The 18,759-nt window shown below is 34.0% G+C and carries 15 protein-coding genes; 7 read left to right on the forward strand and 8 right to left on the reverse strand.

Features of this window, described 5'->3' with window-relative positions:
• Window positions 1–22: 22 nt before the first annotated feature.
• A complete protein-coding gene (gene oxyR, locus ACGH47_RS02190; RefSeq protein WP_267361364.1) occupies window positions 23–949 on the reverse strand; it encodes a DNA-binding transcriptional regulator OxyR in 927 nt (308 codons plus the stop codon).
• A 495-nt stretch (window positions 950–1,444) separates the two neighbouring features.
• Here oxyR and pcnB point away from each other — a divergent pair, with 495 nt between their 5' ends.
• The 6 genes from pcnB (at window position 1,445) to sppA (ending at window position 10,056) form a co-directional block, all read left to right on the forward strand.
• Window positions 1,445–2,746, forward strand: coding sequence for a polynucleotide adenylyltransferase PcnB (gene pcnB, locus ACGH47_RS02195; RefSeq protein ID WP_411622566.1), 1,302 nt, complete (start codon window positions 1,445–1,447; stop codon window positions 2,744–2,746).
• Between the two features lie 74 nt (window positions 2,747–2,820).
• Window positions 2,821–5,178: an LPS assembly protein LptD gene (gene lptD / locus ACGH47_RS02200; protein ID WP_411622567.1), complete on the forward strand. Its 2,358-nt coding sequence runs from the start codon at window positions 2,821–2,823 to the stop codon at window positions 5,176–5,178.
• Between the two features lie 74 nt (window positions 5,179–5,252).
• The gene (gene surA, locus ACGH47_RS02205; protein WP_267352387.1) at window positions 5,253–6,566 is read left to right on the forward strand and encodes a peptidylprolyl isomerase SurA; all 1,314 of its coding nucleotides are present in this window, start codon (window positions 5,253–5,255) and stop codon (window positions 6,564–6,566) included.
• Window positions 6,559–7,356 (forward strand): 16S rRNA (adenine(1518)-N(6)/adenine(1519)-N(6))-dimethyltransferase RsmA, encoded by a 798-nt coding sequence (gene rsmA / locus ACGH47_RS02210; protein WP_267361358.1) that lies wholly within the window; start codon window positions 6,559–6,561, stop codon window positions 7,354–7,356. The genes surA and rsmA overlap by 8 nt, the downstream gene beginning before the upstream one ends.
• A gap of 4 nt (window positions 7,357–7,360) precedes the next feature.
• On the forward strand, window positions 7,361–8,194 hold the full coding sequence (gene apaH, locus ACGH47_RS02215; RefSeq protein ID WP_411589945.1) for a bis(5'-nucleosyl)-tetraphosphatase (symmetrical) ApaH: 834 nt from the start codon (window positions 7,361–7,363) through the stop codon (window positions 8,192–8,194).
• A gap of 14 nt (window positions 8,195–8,208) precedes the next feature.
• Entirely contained in the window at window positions 8,209–10,056 is a 1,848-nt protein-coding gene (sppA, locus tag ACGH47_RS02220) for a signal peptide peptidase SppA (RefSeq protein ID WP_411622568.1), read from the forward strand.
• Window positions 10,057–10,093: 37 nt separating this feature from the next.
• Here sppA and ACGH47_RS02225 read toward each other — a convergent pair whose 3' ends face one another.
• The 5 genes from ACGH47_RS02225 to moaC all read right to left on the reverse strand — a co-directional run bounded on the left by ACGH47_RS02225 (window position 10,094) and on the right by moaC (window position 14,032).
• Window positions 10,094–11,926 carry a sulfatase-like hydrolase/transferase gene (locus ACGH47_RS02225; protein ID WP_411599077.1) on the reverse strand — a complete coding sequence of 611 codons (1,833 nt, stop codon included), beginning with the start codon at window positions 11,924–11,926 and terminating at the stop codon, window positions 10,094–10,096.
• Between the two features lie 162 nt (window positions 11,927–12,088).
• Complete coding sequence (locus ACGH47_RS02230) at window positions 12,089–12,787, reverse strand: Bax inhibitor-1/YccA family protein (RefSeq protein ID WP_411589948.1); 699 nt, start codon at window positions 12,785–12,787, stop codon at window positions 12,089–12,091.
• 59 nt (window positions 12,788–12,846) lie between these two features.
• Window positions 12,847–13,290, reverse strand: a complete 444-nt coding sequence (gene moaE, locus ACGH47_RS02235) for a molybdopterin synthase catalytic subunit MoaE (RefSeq protein WP_411622570.1) — start codon at window positions 13,288–13,290, stop codon at window positions 12,847–12,849.
• Between the two features lies 1 nt (window position 13,291).
• On the reverse strand, window positions 13,292–13,537 hold the full coding sequence (gene moaD, locus ACGH47_RS02240) for a molybdopterin synthase sulfur carrier subunit (protein WP_267352394.1): 246 nt from the start codon (window positions 13,535–13,537) through the stop codon (window positions 13,292–13,294).
• 12 nt (window positions 13,538–13,549) lie between these two features.
• On the reverse strand, window positions 13,550–14,032 hold the full coding sequence (moaC, locus tag ACGH47_RS02245; protein WP_411622571.1) for a cyclic pyranopterin monophosphate synthase MoaC: 483 nt from the start codon (window positions 14,030–14,032) through the stop codon (window positions 13,550–13,552).
• A gap of 169 nt (window positions 14,033–14,201) precedes the next feature.
• Between moaC and priA the strand changes: the two genes are divergently transcribed.
• Complete coding sequence (gene priA, locus ACGH47_RS02250; protein WP_411622572.1) at window positions 14,202–16,370, forward strand: primosomal protein N'; 2,169 nt, start codon at window positions 14,202–14,204, stop codon at window positions 16,368–16,370.
• A gap of 42 nt (window positions 16,371–16,412) precedes the next feature.
• Here priA and ACGH47_RS02255 read toward each other — a convergent pair whose 3' ends face one another.
• Both ACGH47_RS02255 and ACGH47_RS02260 read right to left on the reverse strand, forming a co-directional pair.
• Window positions 16,413–16,718, reverse strand: coding sequence for a ComEA family DNA-binding protein (locus ACGH47_RS02255; RefSeq protein ID WP_267352397.1), 306 nt, complete (start codon window positions 16,716–16,718; stop codon window positions 16,413–16,415).
• A 152-nt stretch (window positions 16,719–16,870) separates the two neighbouring features.
• The gene (locus tag ACGH47_RS02260; protein WP_411622573.1) at window positions 16,871–18,715 is read right to left on the reverse strand and encodes a SurA N-terminal domain-containing protein; all 1,845 of its coding nucleotides are present in this window, start codon (window positions 18,713–18,715) and stop codon (window positions 16,871–16,873) included.
• Window positions 18,716–18,759 lie beyond the last annotated feature (44 nt).

Genomic DNA, 18,759 nt, shown 5'->3' on the forward strand with positions numbered 1-18,759 from the left:
AAATTGATTCGTTCTAAAATAATTATTTCGCCACGTTAAGTAATTTTTCTTTTTCAGCAAATACTTTTGGCATATGATCACGAATTGTTTTAGCAATGGTTTCATAACGAGACCGTAATGGTGAACCTGGTCGATAAATCAGCTCAATACTTCGTGAAGGAACAGGATCAGTACAAGGGATATAACAAATATTATCACGAGTTCGCTCGTTTGGCGCGGCTAACTCAGGAAATAAAGTAATTCCACGACCGGCTGAAATCATACTGCGTAAAGTCTCAAGACTTGTTGCTTTAAATTGCTTGTCTTCGTCGATTCCAACTTGGAAACAATAACCCATAGCGTGTTCACGTAGACAGTGTCCGTCTTCTAACATGAGGAATTTTTGCCCTTTCAAATCTGAAAGCTTGATGGTTTTTTGATTAGCTAAATCGCTATTTGTAGGTACAGCTAAGAACATTGGTTCATCAAATAAAGGTAATTCAATAAATTGTGCTGTCTCTTTAACTTGAGCAACAATCGCACAATCAAGTTTACCACTTTCAAGTTGTGCAACAATATTGGCCGTTTGAGCTTCGTGCAAATAAAGTTCTAATTGAGGGAAAGATTCATGTAAAACCGTGATGACATGAGGCAATAAATAAGGTGCAATGGTGGGAATTAATCCAATATGCATTGGCCCTGACATCTCTTCACCTTGGCGGCTTGCCATCTCTTTCAAAATTTGGATATTACGTAATATCTCTTTGGCTTGTTCTACAAGCATCATGCCAGTTTGAGTAAATAAAACCTTGCGACTAGTGCGTTCTAACAACATTACGCCAAGTTCATCTTCCAATTTTCTGATCTGTCCACTTAAGGTTGGTTGACTTACATTACAAGCATCAGCTGCTTTACGAAAATGCCGGAATTCAGCTAAAGAAACAAAATATTCTAAATCACGAATATTCATAATGCCCCCGATAAGTTATCAGTTAATAGTATATACTCAAGTGATTTTGGGAACTTAATTGCAGTATAAAAATTAACGGTAAAAATGTCTTGTAATCATGTTTTAACGTTGTGTCTGTTGCTGGAAATTATTGTTTCCCTACAATTAACTCAAAAAAATTCAAGTATAAGTTTAAATAATTATAATCAGTTCCATGATATTACATAGATACAAACGAAATTAAATAAGTCGTTTTGATTGAACGATATTACTATATTGTACTATATAAATAAATGTTATTTTTGATAATTGTATTTAAAAAAATCAGATAGAAAAATCATTGACTGTTTTACTACGACTTATTCAAGGAGTTTAATGATTACTTAATAGTTATTGGTTTGAGCCGTGGAAAGTTAAATTCAATTAGGCTATAATTCGGCATTATATTTGGTTTACAATTTATAACAAATTTTGAGGTGCGCTATTTTTAAACAAGTTTCCCGCTTTTATCGTAAAATGTTTTGCCATGATAAACACCCTGAATCACATTATGTGTCCATTCCTCGTAATGAACATAATATCTCTCGCAAAGAGATAAGTGAAAATGCGCTTAAAGTACTTCATCGATTAAATAAACAAGGGTATGAGGCTTATTTAGTTGGAGGGTGTATTCGGGATCTTCTTTTAGGCAAAAAGCCAAAAGACTTCGATATTACAACCAATGCGACACCAGAACAAATACAAAAGATTTTCCGTAATTGCCGTTTAGTTGGAAGACGTTTTAGACTTGCCCATATTATGTTTGGTAAAGAAATTATTGAAGTGGCAACTTTCCGTGGTGAACATGATAATCAATTGGATCAAACCAATATGTCTAGACGTTCGCAAGCCGGAATGTTATTACGCGATAATGTGTACGGAACCATAGAGCAAGATGCTATCCGTCGGGATTTCACCATAAATGCACTGTATTACAGTTTAAAAGACTTTAGCTTACGTGATTATTGTGGCGGTATTACAGATTTACAAAAAGGTCTAATTCGCTTAATCGGCGATCCTCAAGTACGCTACCGAGAAGATCCGGTCAGGATGTTAAGAACGGTACGCTTTGCCGCTAAATTGGATATGGAAATTGAAGCACAAACAGCAAAACCCATTAAGCACCTAGCACCATTATTGAAAAATATTCCAGCTGCTCGACTTTTTGATGAGTCGCTCAAACTTTTACAAACGGGAAATGGTTACGCAACTTATAAATTATTAAAAGAATATCATCTTTTTGAACAACTTTTTCCAGCTATTAACCGATTGTTCACAAATAATCAAAATAGCTTTTTAGAAAAAATCATTGAGCAAGTTCTTAAAAATACCGATTATCGCATTGCTAATAATAAAAGGGTTAATCCGGCATTTTTGTTTGCTGCATTTTTTTGGTACCCAATTATTGAGCAAACACAATTAACTTGTATTGAAGGTGGTTTGCAATTTCACGACGCTTTTTCTGTTGCTATCAACGATGTTCTTGCTGAACAATGTAAAGTGCTTGCCATCCCTCGACGGTTAACCTCTATTATGGGCGATATATGGCGTTTACAGCTACGCATGAAGAAAAGAGAAGGCAAACGAGCATTTGCAATTTTAGAAAATCCTAAGTTTCGTGCTGCTTATGATCTTCTTGAAATGCGAGCATCAATTGAAAAAGGCGAATTACTTGAACTGGCTAAATGGTGGGATGAATTTCAATTTACATCGCCTGAAAAACGAGTAATCATGGTCAAACAACTCAATAAAACATTTAAACGCAAAGGAAAACGTTAATTTTTCATTCGCACTTTTATAAATAACCGTTATAATGTGTTAATTATAAAAAACATAATTAATTTTAATCATTGATGAAAAAATTAACGCCATCACTAATCACATTAACCATAGTTTTTTCCTTATATAACAATGTTTGTTATGCTATTGCTTTGCCAAAATCTGATAGCAATAACGCTCAATGTCTAAATAATGTGCCTAGATTTGATCGACCATTAGTCAATGGTAATATCAATACATTACCGGTTAATGCTGAATCAAACGAATTTGAAGCTAACTATCCAAATACAGCCACTTACAAGGGTAATGTATCAATTGAACAAGGCAATCGGGTTATAAAAGCCGATAGAGTAACAATAAACTCACAAAATAATACCCAAACCGTCACCCTCGATGGCAGTATCAATTATCAAGATAATTTAATTCAAATGAAAGGCGATCATGCATCGATGAATCTTAATAATAACGATACTGCAATAACATCAAGTAAATACCATTTGGTAAATCGCCTTGGTCGTGGTCAAGCCGATGAAATCAAACTTGAGAATAATCGTTATGTGATCTTGAAAAATGGTAGTTTTACGTCTTGTCCTGTTGATAACAATACTTGGAGTATCAAGGGTACAACCGTAATTCATGACAACAAAGAAGAATTGCTTGAAGTTTGGAATGCGGTTTTTCGAGTGGGAAAAATACCTGTTTTATATTCACCTTATTTACAATTACCTACCGGAAATAAACGACGTTCAGGGTTATTAATGCCGAATCTTAGCTTTAATAACAAAGATGGCGTTGATTTTTCGCTACCTATTTATTGGAATATTGCACCTAACTATGATGCAACTTTTCAACCAAGAATCCTAGTAAAAAGAGGATTTCAATTAAAAACTGAGTTCCGTTATCTTAACGAACTTGGTGCGGGTACGCTTGCCTTTGATTGGCTACAACATGATAGTCAATATAATAAAGACCGTGATAATAAAGCCAATGGTATTAATTATGATGATAATCGTCAACGCTGGTTATTCTATTGGAAAAACGATGAACTGATTAATTACAATTGGCGACTAAAAATTAATGCTACACGTGTCAGTGATAACCAATATCTTTCGGATTTAGATTCCGATTATGTTTCATCAACGGCGGGTTACCTTTCTCAGCTTTATCAGTTGGGTTATAACGACGAAAATTGGGACATTACATTAAGCCAATTAAACTTTCAGACTTTCCGTACTAATTTAAAAGATAATCTTTATCAAACTCAACCTCAGTTAGATATTACCTATTACAATTATGATTTCGGGCCATTTAAATTTAAAAACTATGCGCAAATCAGTCATTTTGTAAGTAAAGGAAAAAATGAACCTAAAACTTGGCGTACTCACATCGAACCAACATTAAACTATACGTTAACTAATTCTTGGTCTTCGATATCAACTGAAGCTGGTTTTATGGCCACTTATTACAATCAAGATTTACCAAGTAATAGTAACCGTTTCAAAAATCTTGATAAAAATGTCAGTCGATTTATACCCAAAATATCGATTGATGGTAAAATTATTTTTGAACGAGATACAACCCTCATTGAAGGCTATACCCAAACATTAGAGCCACGTGTAAAATACATTTATATACCTTATAAGAAACAATCGAATATATTAAATTACGATTCGACCTTACTCCAATCAGATTATATCGGATTATTTAGGGATCAACCTTATAGCGGTCTAGACCGAATTCCATCTACTAATAAAATTTCAACCGGTATAACAACACGTTTCTATGATATAAATAAAGTTGAACGATTCAATTTTTCGATTGGGCAAACCACGTATTTTACTAAATCAAGAACCAGTGAAAACAATACCAAATTGGATAGAAATTCTGATACGGGTAGTATAACTTGGGCAGCAGACAACTTTTGGCAAATTTCAGATGAAATTGTATTTAGAGGTGGGGTACAATATGATACTCGCCTTGATGCAATATCATTAGCCAACAGTATTTTTGAATATCGTCCTTCGAGTAATAAATTAATTCAATTATCATACCGTTATGCAAATCATAAATACATCGATACGGTTGATTTAAACTCGATTTATAATAACTATAAGCAAAATATTTCTCAAACTGGTATTATGACTACTTGGCCACTCTCTGAAACAGTTTCAGCAGTTGGATCGTATTATCATGATGTCAAAAAAGGACAAATGGTCGATGGGTTTGTTGGATTACATTACAGCGACTGTTGTTGGGGGATGACAGTGCAATATGGACGAAAACTAACTGATTGGAATATCGATACGCATAAAAGTAAATATGAAAATAAATTGTCTTTAAACTTTGAATTACAAGGATTTGGACGCCGAAGTGACGCAAAAGCAAAAATGTTAAATTACGGCAAACTTCCTTATGTCTCAGCGTTTGAATAAATTGTTCAAAAAAACATAATCAATTAATTTATTACTATAGCAATGACACTATAGCAAAAAAATGAGTTAAAAATATGAAATTATTAAAACTAATTATTGCGTTAAATTTAAGTTTAAGTATTGGTTTGCTTAATCCTTTAACAGCAAATGCTGCGCCACGCGTTATTGAGCAGGTTGCTGCTGTTGTCAATAATAACGTCATTTTAGAAAGTGATGTTCAAGAAATGCTTAAAACCATTAAAGCAAGCACAAATCCTAACAATTTACCGAATGATAAAATACTTCGTCAACAAATCATTGATCGTTTAATTGTTGAAAACTTAATATTACAAAAAGCAGCTAAAGCTAAAATTACAGTCAGTGATGATGAAGTAACTAAAGCAATAGCTCAGATTGCAAGTGAAAATGGCATGACCGTCAATCAATTACGCAGTAAGTTATCAACAATGGGAATTAGTTATTCAGCTTATCGTGAACGTATTCATAACGATATGCTAATTGATCAAACCCGTATGAATGAAGTTAGACATCGTATCAATATTTCTGACAAAGAAGTGGAAAATCTATCAAAAAGTTTGACCAAACAACTCACGAATAATTTAAGCGTAAAGATTAGTCACATTTTAATTGCTATTCCTGAGAAAGCGTCTAAACAACAAGTTGATGTTGCAACCGAAAAAGCACGGGATGTAATCAATCGAGCTAAAAAAGGCGAAAATTTTGCTAAACTGGCTGCCTCATATTCAAACGATGATCTTGCCTTAAAAGGCGGTAACATGGGGTGGCGTAAACTCAACGAGCTACCAACGATATTTGAAGAACGTTTAGTTCGTGCACCTAAGGATAGCATCATAGGACCAATTCGTTCTGGGGTAGGATTACATATTTTAAAAGTTGATGATACTCGCACTGAAAAACCAAAAGCAATTACTGTTCAAGAAGTGGATGCTCGTCATATTTTGATTAAAACAAATGTCCTTGTTACAGACCAAATAGCTAAACAGAAATTAACAGACATTCGAAAAGCAATCGTGAGTGGTGCTACCACTTTTGAAGCAGCAGCGAAAGCGTATTCTGAAGATCCCGGTTCAGCCGATAACGGCGGTAATTTAGGTTGGAGTATGCCAGAACGTTATGATACCGGCTTTAAAAATGGATTACTTAAACTTAAAAAAGGTGAAATCAGTCAGCCTGTTCAATCTGCTTATGGTTGGCATTTAATTCAGCTACTCGATACCAGAAAGGCAGACAAAACCGAATCAGCAAAACAAGATCATGCTTATCGACTTATATTTAATCGTAAATTTGCTGAAGAATCTCAAATCTGGATTCAAGAGTTAAAAGGTGACGCATATATCAAAATCAAAGGTGTAGATGATAATGAATAATCGAGTTCACCAAGGACATTTTGCCCGTAAACGTTTTGGGCAAAACTTTTTACATGATGATTATATTATTGAAAGTATTGTTGCCGCAATTCAACCTAATAAAGATCAGGCACTTGTTGAAATTGGGCCTGGTCTTGCAGCACTAACTATACCCGTGAGTAAACTTGTCGATCACCTTACTGTCATAGAAATTGACCGTGATTTGGCGGAAAGACTAAAACAAAATCCTTTATTAACTGACAAGTTGACCGTAATCGAACAAGATGCACTTAATTATGACTTTAATATACTTGCAACTGAATTAGGTAAACCATTACGCGTGTTTGGTAATTTACCTTATAATATTTCCACACCTTTAATGTTTCACCTTTTTGAATTTGCAAATATCATCACTGATATGCATTTTATGCTACAAAAAGAGGTGGTTACACGCTTGGTCGCAGCGCCGAATAGCAAAGATTATGGTAGATTGAGTGTTATGGCACAATACTATTGCCAAATCATTCCCGTTTTAGAAGTTCCTCCGAGTGCTTTTAAACCTGCGCCTAAAGTTGATTCGGCGGTAGTTAAATTAATCCCTTATAAGCAAAAACCTTACTTAGTTAATGATGTTAAGATACTTTCTCGATTAACTACTGAAGCCTTTAACCAAAGACGTAAAACGATTCGTAATAGCTTATCCAATATGTTCTCTGTAGAACAACTCATTGAATTAGATATTGATCCAACGCTACGAGCTGAAAATTTAACTGTGCAGCAATATTGCCAGCTTGCCAACGCATGGAAATGATGTCATGGCAAACTTACTTATCGGTGATATTCATGGTTGTTATGATGAGTTTATGCGATTGCTTGAAAAAGCTGGATTTTCCTCAACCGATACGTTATGGCTAACAGGTGATCTTGTAGCACGAGGTCCTAAATCATTAGAAGTTTTAAGATTTGTCAAAACGAATACCAGCCAAATTCGGCTGGTATTAGGTAATCATGATCTTCATTTGTTATCAGTTTATGCTAATGTTACGCCGCCTAAAAAGAAAGATAATCTTGAAGAGGTGATCAATGCACCAGACTATGATGAATTGATGAATTGGTTACGTAAACAGCCTTTAGTTCAAATTGATGAAAAGTTAAAAATCATTATGACCCATGCAGGTGTCTCACCGCAGTGGGATATGGAAACATTAAAAAAATGTGCGGATGATCTCAATAAAATATTATCTAGTGATTCTTATCCCCTCTTTCTTGACAAAATGTATGGAAACTTTCCGGATGAATGGTCATCTGAATTACAAGGTTTTGATCGTCTACGTTATGCCACCAATGCGTTAACACGTATGCGATTTTGTTATGATGATGGTCGACTTGATTTTTATTATAAAAAACCACCTGAGCAAGCGCCAACCAAACTTAAACCCTGGTTTTTAATTCCTAGCCAAATACCGCCTGAATATTGTATCGTTTTTGGACATTGGGCGGCACTGAATGGTAAAGGTACGCCAGAAAATATTTTTGCACTTGATACGGGATGTTGTTGGGGTGGAAAATTAACTTGTTTAAGATTTGAAGATAAGAAGTATTTTAAGAAAAGAAATATTGAAGCTAAAAAATTAGATAAATCATTATGAAAGGGTCATTTACTATGTCTGTTTTATCCGTCATTAAATCCATATGGAAAGTTATCAATTTCCTAAGAGAGCTTTTTTTTAACATTATATTCTTGATTGCCATATTACTCATTTCAAGTTTTATTGCATTATTTAAAGAATCACAAAGTTTAGACGACGTTCCACAAAATGGCACATTAGTTTTAGATCTTGAAGGTGTTATTGTTGATAGCACACTTTATAATGATGATATTTATCATTTACAAAACAAGATATATGGAAAACGAGTAAATCTTGCTCGAGAAAACAGTTTATTTGAATTAACACAAAAGATAGATCAAGCTGCCGCAGATCCAAATATTGAAAATATGGTATTAAGATTAGATAATTTTGTTGGGGCAGATTTGAGTTCACTACAATATATAGGTAAATATCTCACTAAATTTAAAAAGGCGAATAAACCCATTTATGCCTCAGGCACAAACTTTAATCAAAGCCAATATTATTTAGCAAGTTATGCTGATAAAATTTCTCTTACCCCGCAAGGTGCCATTAATGTCTATGGGCTTGCTGCTAATAACCTATATTACAAGACTTTACTGGATAATTTAAAAGTGAACACGCATGTTTTCCGTGTTGGTACCTACAAATCAGCTATCGAGCCTTTTATCCGTAATGATATGTCTGCTGAAGCAAAAGCGAATACCACAAGATGGTTAACATTGATGTGGAATAATTATTTAAATGATATTGCTTCCCAACGAAAACAAGCACCATCACAACTGGTTCCTAGTCCGGAAATCATGCTATCTAGATTGCACGAGGCTAATGGCAGCATGAGTCAATATGCGTTATCAAATGGTTTAGTGGATTTCGTAAAATCGGATTACCTTTTTGAACAAGATTTTTATGAATTTGTTCTAAAAGATAAAGATTTACCTGAAGTCAGTATTTATGACTACAAATTAAAAGATGATAAAAAACAGGATACTAATTCTGTTTCTAAACCGCTTATTTCTATAGTTTTTGTAAATGGTACGATTTCAGATGGTGAAAATGATAGCAATATCGCCGGCAGTCAAGAAATTGTTGATCAACTCAGAACAATTCGTGAAAATTTAACCGACAATAACATTCAAGCTGTTGTGTTAAGAGTCAATAGTCCTGGTGGCGGTGTAGAAGCATCAGAAGCCATTCGTAGCGAACTTGAAGCATTACATGAATATCAAATTCCTATTGTGGTTTCAATGGGTGGTATGGCTGCGTCAGGAGGATACTGGATTTCAACTGCATCGGATTATATTGTTGCTAGCCCTAATACGATAACTGGATCTATTGGTATTTTTGGAATGATTCCAACTTTCGAAAACTCGCTTTCTCATATAGGGGTTTATAGTGATGGCGTGTCAACTTCTCCATTGGCAAATAATAACTTTGCTAAAAACTTGCCTGAAGAGATGAATCAACTCATACAGATGAATATTGATAATGGTTATAGTACATTCATTTCTTTGGTGGCAAAATCACGTAAAATGACCACAGAAGCAGTGGATAAAATTGGTCAAGGCCAAGTTTGGCTAGGTGAAGAAGCCTTTAAAAATGGGTTAGTAGATAAACTAGGTGATTTTGATGATGCCATTGAAATCGCCGCAACGTTAGCTAATTTAACTGACTATCGAATTGATTGGCAAAAACCGGAAGTCAACTGGTTTAGCGCCTTTTATTCAGATATGATTGCTATGTTACCAAAATCAACGGCGGAAGTTTTATTTGAAAAACTTCCTGAAGTAAAACAAATTCGTGAACAAGTCTCTTTATGGGATAAATTTACCGATAAACAAAATCGCTATATTTATTGTCTGAATTGTGCTGATGTTAAATAACATCATCTTATGCCACCAAAATTTTGGTGGCATAATTTTATTTATTACCTTCCTGATAAAAGTATCGCATTTTATTCATCGCATCTTGAATGTATTGATAGTTTGGCGTTTGATCAACTTCATGATTTCGTGAATCCATATAATGGCTAATACCCATTCGATTAACAAAATAGATATTATCCAACGTTCGTACCGCATAAGAACTGTAATTTGACATTAACAACCAATTTCTATCTGTGATTGGACTAAATAAATCATACCCTGTTGAATAATCAGATATGTCATTTTGAACATGTAAATAATGTTTCATTAACGAAGGTACAACATCTTCATGACTTGTCAAACGTTGACTATTTTCCTGAAGGATTTTTATATCTTTCGCTCCAATGATAATAAAAGGCACCTTAGTTTGTGCATCGGTATAATTCCCATTATGCCCCCAAAACCCTAGTCCATTATCATTGATTTCTTGAGAATGATCACCCGTAATAATTATTAACGTATTATTGAGTGTTCCCGATTTTTTTAGTTCATCATAAATATTTTGCATCAAATAATCATCATAATAGACACTCTGTTTATAACGATTAAGAATTGGCAGTGGATTAGTATTATTATTCAAGGTGATATAATTTATATCGCCTACGGGTTTATACTTTACTTCAAAGTCATTTGGAAAATCATAACCATGAGGAGCATCATAAAATAAAAACGAAAAAGTCGGTTTAGAGGTATCCCGATTTTGATACCAAGCTAGCCAATCATTGGTCATCTGTTTATCACGATATGAAGGCGTACCATTTGGACTGCTAATTCTCAAATTTTTAATGGTTACAAATGCTGTGCGGTCAAATTCAGGAGACGAAACTTTAGCAGAGGTAAAAATACCAATATTATAATTTTGTTGCTGTAAAGTAGTAATAAAAAGTGAGGGAATACTATTACGCAAAAATGCATCCCAATAAGTACCAGGGATACCATAAAATAATCCGAAAATTCCAGTACGGGTTGCATTACCTGTTGAATAATGATTATCAAAAATGACACCATTATTTTGTTTAACAAATCGATAGGTATTGGGTGAATTATCTTCATTGAAAGTATCGTAACGCCATGAATCTAAGACGATAAACATAATATTCATTTTTTCTTTATTTTCAGGATCAATCACTAAACTATTTTTAGGATAATAGATATTTGCACTTGATTTGGTGTACTGATTAATCACTTTACGCTCCCCTGCTTTATCAAAAAAACCCATGATTTTTTTTGAAGTAAAGGGACGATAAAGAGGAAGATACTCTTTAACTACCATAATGGGTGAATAAGCATAATAGAAAGCCACCATATGGATTACATGACTAATTAACGCAGCACCCAATAACATGATTGTGGCTATAACAATCATTCGTGTCTTCTTTCGATGATCTTTTGATTTAGTCATCTTTTTATCTAAAAAACACAGAATAAGTAATTCGATACAAAATACTAAAGTGGCAAGTGCTAACATTACAATATAAGTAATAATTGAAAAATCTACCACTTGTCCAGAAAAGACTAATGAAAGAACTGATTGATTAATATGAAAGCGATATTGTTGAAAAACAATCGTATCACAAAATAATACTATCTGCGCTAAACTAACCAACAAAGCAGCAATAGTATTAAAATAACATTTTTTTAACCAAATTAAAGAAACGAGAATCAAAAAAATCAGAAGATAAAATGAAAAAAAATGCCCTAGCACGGCAAAAAATGAAAAAAAACCACTTTGCCATGAAAACGTGACTCCAGGTATCAAAAAGTATCTGATTGCAATTATGGATGAGATGAAGGTATTGATTAAAATAAATGTATATAATTTTTTCATAATAATTGATTACTTTTAAAAATATTCAGCCATATATCAATTAGATAATACAGTAAGATATAATTAAAATTCCATTTACAGAAAAGTTGATGCTTAAAAGTTGGATTACAACGAGAGCAATAAGGGCTCAAAAGAGCCCTTACTATATGAATAAATTTGAAACTATCGACGATCAGCAAAAATTCTTAACAACAAAATAAACAAGTTGATAAAATCAAGATAAAGCGTTAATGCTCCAAGAATAACATAACGTCTAAACATATTCGGGTCATCTTGTGATATGTTTTCGCCTAATTCTTTTAATTTTTGAGTGTCATACGCTGTTAACCCTGCAAAAACAAAAACACCAATATAGGTAACTGCCCACATTAATGGTTCACTTTGTAAAAATATATTTACGATCGAAGCGATAATAATACCAACTAATCCCATAAATAGGAAACGCCCAAAACCGGATAAATCACGTTTTGTCGTATACCCATAAAATGCAAGTGCACCAAACATACCCGCAGTGATAAAGAAGACGCTTGCTATTGAAGATGAGGTATAAACAAGGAAATAAATAGAAAAAGTACAACCATTTAAGACTGAATATAACATAAATAATGTTGTCGCCGCTGCACCTGATAATCGGTTAATTAAACCAGAGATAACAAATACTAATCCAAGCTCAGCAATCAATAGAACCCACATTATGTTATATAATACTCGCATAAGATGCACATTCGTTGATGCAAACCACGCAATCATTGCCGTTAAAAGCAAACCTACCGTCATCCAACCATAAACATGACTCATATATGTTTGCACACGGCTACCGGATTGTTCAATAATTGAACCATTAGGAGTATATCCTGCCATTCCTTACCTCTCATTAAAAATAAATTGACATAACATAGCTATTATATAGTAAATAGTAATTAATACCATTTTTTCAATGCATCAACGTCAGATTTTTTTGCTTCAACCCAATTATTACCATCAATAGTATTTTCTTTTTTCCAAAATGGCGCTTCATTTTTTAATATATCCATAATAAACTCAGCTGCCGCAAATGCATCTGAACGATGTGCACTACTCACGCCCACAAATACAATTTTTTCATTGGTTTTAATATTACCCACTCGATGAATGACAGCGATTCGACTCAATTGCCAACGTTGTCGAGCTTGTACAATAATATTGCTCAATACCTTTTCTGTCATTCCCGCATAATGCTCCAAATAAAGTCCAATGTTTTTTTTTTCTGTACAACGAACTTTACCAATAAATGTTACCACCGCACCATCTTGTGGTAATTCAGAAAGCCAGCTAATAATGTCATTAGTATTAATCGATTCATCGTCAATTTTAATTATATCCATTTTATCCTCCCGTTACGGGCGGGAAAAATGCAATTTCATCGCCTGATTGAATAATATAGTTAACATCCACAAATGTTTGATTCACTGCACATAATACTGTTTTTTCTTTTAATGCCAATGCCCACTTATCACCGCGTTGACTAAGATGCTCAATAAGTTCGGAAATAGACCAGTGTTCGGCATTCAATTTAATATTATCTATTCCAACTAACTCTCTGGTTTGAGCAAAAAAAATAATTTTATTCATGATGTTCTATTTCTATGTTTGTACAACAAAATCACCGGATTTTCCACCGGTTTTTGATAGCAACCTTACTTGTGTTATTACCATATCTTTTTGAACTGCTTTACACATATCATAAATGGTTAATGCGGCAACCGAGGCAGCAACTAGCGCTTCCATTTCAACGCCGGTTTGCCCATTTAATCGGCAAAAAGATTCAATTCTTATACAACTTTTATCAATATCTGCTTGAATATTGATTTCAATTTTAGTTAATAATAATGGATGACATAAAGGAATCAGTTCCCAAGTCTTTTTTGCTGCTTGAATCCCAGCAATTCGTGCTGTTGCAAACACATCCCCTTTTTGATGCTTTTCTTCTAGAATCATATTTAATGTTTTTTCACTCATTAAAATTATTGACTCTGCTTTCGCTTCTCGCGTTGTTATTTTTTTTTCTGAGACATCAACCATGTGCGCATCACCACGCTGATTAATATGTGAAAATAACTCTGACATCTTTTATCCCTTTCATAGTCATCAAAAATCCGATAAGATCAAGATAGCAAATTTTACAACTTGAAACCACTTTTCACATCTTAAAATTAGATTTCATGGTGTAGCTTTTGCGAGTTCATTTAATTTTACGTACAATACGAGTTTAATTTAACCATTGATGTGATTTTTCATGCTTATCGCTCATGTAGCTTTACCTGTACCATTACACCAACTTTATGATTATCAATTAACTATGCCTGCTCAAATTGGTATGCGGGTGAAGGTTCCTTTTGGTCATCGTGATGCAATAGGCATAATTGTTAATATCGATAAACATACCGATGTTGATATTAGTCATTTGAAATCCATAAAATCAATTGTTGATGAATCACCCATATTTAATGATTCAATATGGCAATTATTAAATTGGGCAGCAAGTTATTATCATTATCCAATAGGTGAGGTGTTATTTCATGCTTTACCCATTTTATTAAGACAAGGACGAGCAGCAAGTAAGGATGAAATTAAAAAATGGCAATTAACTGAGCTTGGTAAGCAGTTCAATATAGACTCAATGCCTCGTGCGACCAAACAAAAACAACTATTATTAGCATTAAAAAATGATACGCTACAAGAAACCGACTTTAATTCAGCTGTCTATCTTGCATTACAGAAAAAACAGTTAATAGAACAAGTCCGTTGTTTACCAGACAGTACTGAATGGCAAACTTGCTATTCAACAAATACAACTACAATTGAACTCAATGCACAACAATCAAATGCCATTCAAAGCGTCAATAAACAGATTGATAATTTTAATGTGTTTCTTTTAGAGGGAGTGACCGGTTCAGGCAAAACTGAAGTCTATTTAAATATTTTATCTCACGTGTTATCAATGGGAAAACAAGCATTGGTATTAGTACCTGAAATCAGTCTCACACCGCAAACCATTACCCGATTTAAACAACGTTTTAATGCACCGATTGACATTTTACACTCAGGATTAACGGTCAAAGAAAGACTGGGGGTATGGTTAAGAAGTCGTAATGGCGAAACAGCTATTGTCGTTGGAACACGCTCTTCACTTTTTACACCATTTAAAGAGTTAGGTATCATTATTATCGATGAAGAACATGATAGCTCTTATAAACAACAAGAAGGTTGGCGCTATCATGCTCGAGATTTGGCAATAATTCGAGCCAAAATTGAAAATGTTCCGATTTTGTTGGGTTCTGCAACACCTTCACTTGAAACGCTCAAAAATGCTATCTATCATAAATATCAGTTACTCCAGCTTACTGAAAGAGCGGGTAATGCAACGCTGGCTAAACAGTCTATTTTAGATATTCGAGGTTTAAACCTCGATGCAGGATTATCACAACCATTAATTGAGCAAATCCAGAAACACTTATCTGATAATAATCAAGTCATGCTCTTTTTAAACCGACGGGGTTTTTCACCATTACTGATCTGCCATGACTGTGGTTGGATTGCAGAATGTCCTCGTTGTGACAGACCCTATACTTATCATCACAAACAGCACAAATTGAGTTGTCACCATTGTGATACACCACGAGCTGTTCCTCAACAATGCCCTAAATGTGGATCGACTCACCTCGTGCCAATTGGATTTGGAACTGAACAGCTTGAAAAAAGACTCGAAGTTTTATTCCCCGATATTAAAATTAGTCGCATTGATCGCGATACAGTCAGTAAAAAAGGCGCATTGAATAATTATTTACATGATATTCAACAAGGCGGAGCTCATATCTTAGTTGGCACTCAAATTTTAGCGAAAGGCCATCATTTTCCAGATGTTACTTTAGTTGGAATTATCGATGTAGACGGAGCGCTATTTTCAAGTGATTTTAGAGCAACAGAACGATTTGCACAAATTTATACTCAAGTTTCTGGTCGGGCCGGTAGGGCAACCAAAGCTGGCGAAGTTATTTTGCAAACCTATCATCCAGATCACCCACTTCTTAATATTTTATTAAATGAGGGATATCAAAAATTTGCAAGCGTAACACTACACGAACGTCAATTAACACAGTTACCCCCTTTTAGCTATCAAGTATTGATCCGTGCAGCAGATCGTAATAATCATTATGCCCCCATTTTTTTACAAAAAATTCATGACTGGTTAAAAGCAAACTGTGATTTAGGTTTATGGCAACTTGGCCCGATGCCGGCAAATCAAGCCAAAAAGGCAGACTACCATCGGTGGCAATTACTTTTACAACATACTAATCGCAAATTGTTACAAAAAATATTGGATAAACTTATTCTCAACATTGAAAAGTGGGGAGAAAGTTCACGAGTACGTTGGAATATAGATGTCGATCCGGTAGATTATTAGGGTTAGGCATTTTCCACCAATATGAATTGGTGGAAAATAATATCACAACGCTATTTTCCCGATGTTTTTATCAAGAGTGGCTTGCCCGATACCAGAGACTTCTTTAAGTTGTTCAACCGATACAAATGGTCCAAATTTTTCACGATATTCAACAATTTTTTGAGCTTTACTTAATCCAATTCCTGTTAATATTTTTGTCAGTTCTTGCGCTGACGCAGTATTAATATTAACTTGAATGGTCTGCTTTTGTTCTTGCTTAACGGGTGATATTGGCGTTGGTTCCGCTAAACTGATTGATGAAAAGATAAAAGACGATAGTAAAATACCAAATAATGAAATTCGTTTCATATAATTAACCTCTAAAATTGTTACGCAATTAAATTTGCGTTAGCACTATCTCATTTAATTTAATGAAACGATTTAACTTGTTATAAAAATGAGAAAAGCCACACAAGTGGCTTTTAGTTTTAACAGTGTCTATATCAAATTTTCGATGTATATCACAAATTTGAGTTTGGCATAATTTCAATTTTTGCTCTAGAACGCATATCCGTAGCTAAAGAATTATAGGTATTTTGCAAATAATAACGCAGTAAATAAGATGAAACATCTTGCCACTCACCATCTTTAACTTGTGTTAATACCGTGATATAAGCATCATGTTTATTGATGTATTCAACCCCATAGACACGTTTATCGGTTGCCGAAGGAACTAAATTAAACACCATATCAACCACTTTCCTATCAAGTTCATTAGAATCTCTTTTCAAGGTATAATTGGTAGAAAATTGTACTTGTTTTGATGTGCCTTTTTCATTTAACTCTTTCACAATATCATCTACTGTTGATTTAAAACGACTATCAACAATATCATCATAAAGTTTTTGATGTATCTCGTTTTTTACCTCTTCAAATGAAGCAATTCCTTCAGGTTTATAATCAACAACTTGAATGATAAAATCTGACATGTCTAAATCTCGTCCTACAGGTATTATTTCTGAAATTTTACCCGTCACTTTATCATCAGCAATCATGTCGCTACTAAATATGACATCTCGTACTTCTGGATAACGAGCAATTGAACTTGCATCATTATAATAAGTCCAATCTGTTTCTTTAACGTCTAAACCAGCCTCTTTAGCTATCGCATCGAAATCGTTAGAATGGTTAACTAGCGCTGACTTCATTTTATCTTCAGCATTTTCAAAATGTTGTTGAATTTTATTTTCTTGAAGCTTGGTCTTAATTTGGTATTTTGCATAATCATAATCCATAGATTTAGCTTTTTGTAAATCATCTAGTTTGACAATGACATAACCACCTTCGACTTGTATTGGTTTAGAAACTTCACCAATATTGTGTAAATTTGCCTCTTTAAAAGGTTGTGGTAAGTCATCATTATCAGCAAACCAACCTAGTGAACCATTTTTGCCATAAGGGGAAACATCTTCATTCTGATTAATATTCTTCAATACTGTTGAAAATTCGGTACCCGATGATAGGTCTTTGACGATATCTTCAGCTTGATTATAGTCTTTTACAAAAATCACACTAAACGATTTTTTGGCAGGATAGGTATATTCCTTTAGGTTATCATTAAATTCTTTTTTAATGTCTTTATCATCAATACTGATAGTGTTTAGATAATCTTGCTTAGAATTTGCTATGTATTTAAATTTAACTCTTTCCTTTCTAAAAAAAGAATTTTTATGCTCATCATAGTATTTTTGCTCATCTTCAGTCGTAATATTGACATCATCCATTTTGACAATAGAAGAACTGATTGGCGCGGCATAAATAGTTCTTGTTTGATCAAGTAATTGTGAAAAATCAGAATCATTTGGTACAACAAAATCACTATAGATTAATGAACTGATAAGCTGTTGTCGCTGTGCAGCTGCTCTAATAGACTCCGCATAAGCCTCTGGTGTAAAGTTATTTGCCGCAAGAAGATTTAAATATTTTTGATTACTAAACTTTCCGTTTTCAAAAAATTCCTTTTGCTTGCTAATCATTTCTTTTAAACGATCGTCACTAATATTAAGGTTGAGCTCTTTAGATAATTGGTAAGCGAGATAGTTATTAATTTGATCAGCAAGAACATCTCGACGAATTTGTTTAATAAAAGTGCTATCACCCATCGCTCTTGATGATTCTGCACTAGCCTGAGCCTCAAATTGCGCTCGACTAATCCCTTCACCATCCACTTTCGCTATATATATTTGTTCATCACGTGCACTATTACCGCCACTGAACACGCCGGTAAAAATAAAACTTATAATAATTATAGCGAATATAATTTTAACAGCTACATGGTTTGCAGCTGCTCGGATTGTTTCCATCATTTCTAAAGATTCTCCATAAAACCAATAATTAATTTGGCAAGTAT

The organism is Gilliamella sp. CG16, from assembly GCF_046635785.1.
Classification (GTDB): Bacteria; Pseudomonadota; Gammaproteobacteria; order Enterobacterales; family Orbaceae; genus Gilliamella; species Gilliamella apicola_I.